Here is a 648-nt window from a genome sequence, read left to right as displayed (position 1 = left end):
CTCGTCCATTTTTTTTGCGCGGGAGAGGACCTGTCTCTTATACACATCTAGATGTGTATAAGAGACAGCCATAACCTTCGTGATGATCAGTTTCTGCTCCGACAAACATCAAAGCGTCCTAAAATCAATCCGCGACGCGCTGCTCAATCCAATCATACTAGCGTCTATCGCCGGGATACTCTACGCGCTCTGCGCCGATCTTTTAGGTTTCGGCGAGGGCAGCGGCAGACGCCTGCCGGCCGTCGCGGGAGAGCTACTGGGGGTATGCGAGACCGCGTTGAAAACAGTAGGGACGATGGGCATATCGTTGGCGCTTATAGCCGTGGGTGGAAAGCTCCGATTCCGGTTCTTCGGGAAAAACGTGCTGCCGCTGGTACTGTCTACGGCGGGGAAGCTGGCGTTACTGCCTTTTATCGCGCTACTGATAATGCGCAACTTCTTCCCCCAAGCCGACCCTGCGGTGACGGGTTCCGCGGTGCTGCTGATGGTGACTGTCTCTTATACACATCTAGATGTGTATAAGAGACAGGCTTAGACCTATCCCTGCGCCTTCAGCAAAAGATGTCATTCAACATGATACAGTCGCTGAAGCTTTTGCAGGTCAACACTTTGCAATTGGAGCAGATGCTTCAAACCGAGCTTGAGCAG

General features: G+C 52.9%; 2 protein-coding genes. Both read left to right on the top strand.

Going from position 1 to position 648, the window contains the following annotated elements; genetic code table 11:
• The first annotated feature begins 82 nt into the window (after positions 1-82).
• Positions 83-535, top strand: a complete 453-nt coding sequence (locus ACYVRA_RS08040; RefSeq protein ID WP_461252211.1) for an AEC family transporter — start codon at positions 83-85, stop codon at positions 533-535.
• 26 nt (positions 536-561) lie between these two features.
• The coding region (locus ACYVRA_RS08035) for a hypothetical protein (RefSeq protein WP_461252212.1) at positions 562-648 on the top strand (87 nt) is incomplete at its 3' end.

It is taken from the genome of Treponema sp. R8-4-B8, assembly GCF_054786175.1.
Note: the sequence above shows the minus strand (reverse complement) of the source record. Positions and strands in the feature narration are given on the sequence as shown.

Excerpts from the sequence above, each read along its gene's own strand:
- ACYVRA_RS08040 (WP_461252211.1), top strand. The coding sequence starts at position 83 with ATGATCAGTTTCTGCTCCGACAAACATCAAAGCGTCCTAAAATCAATC.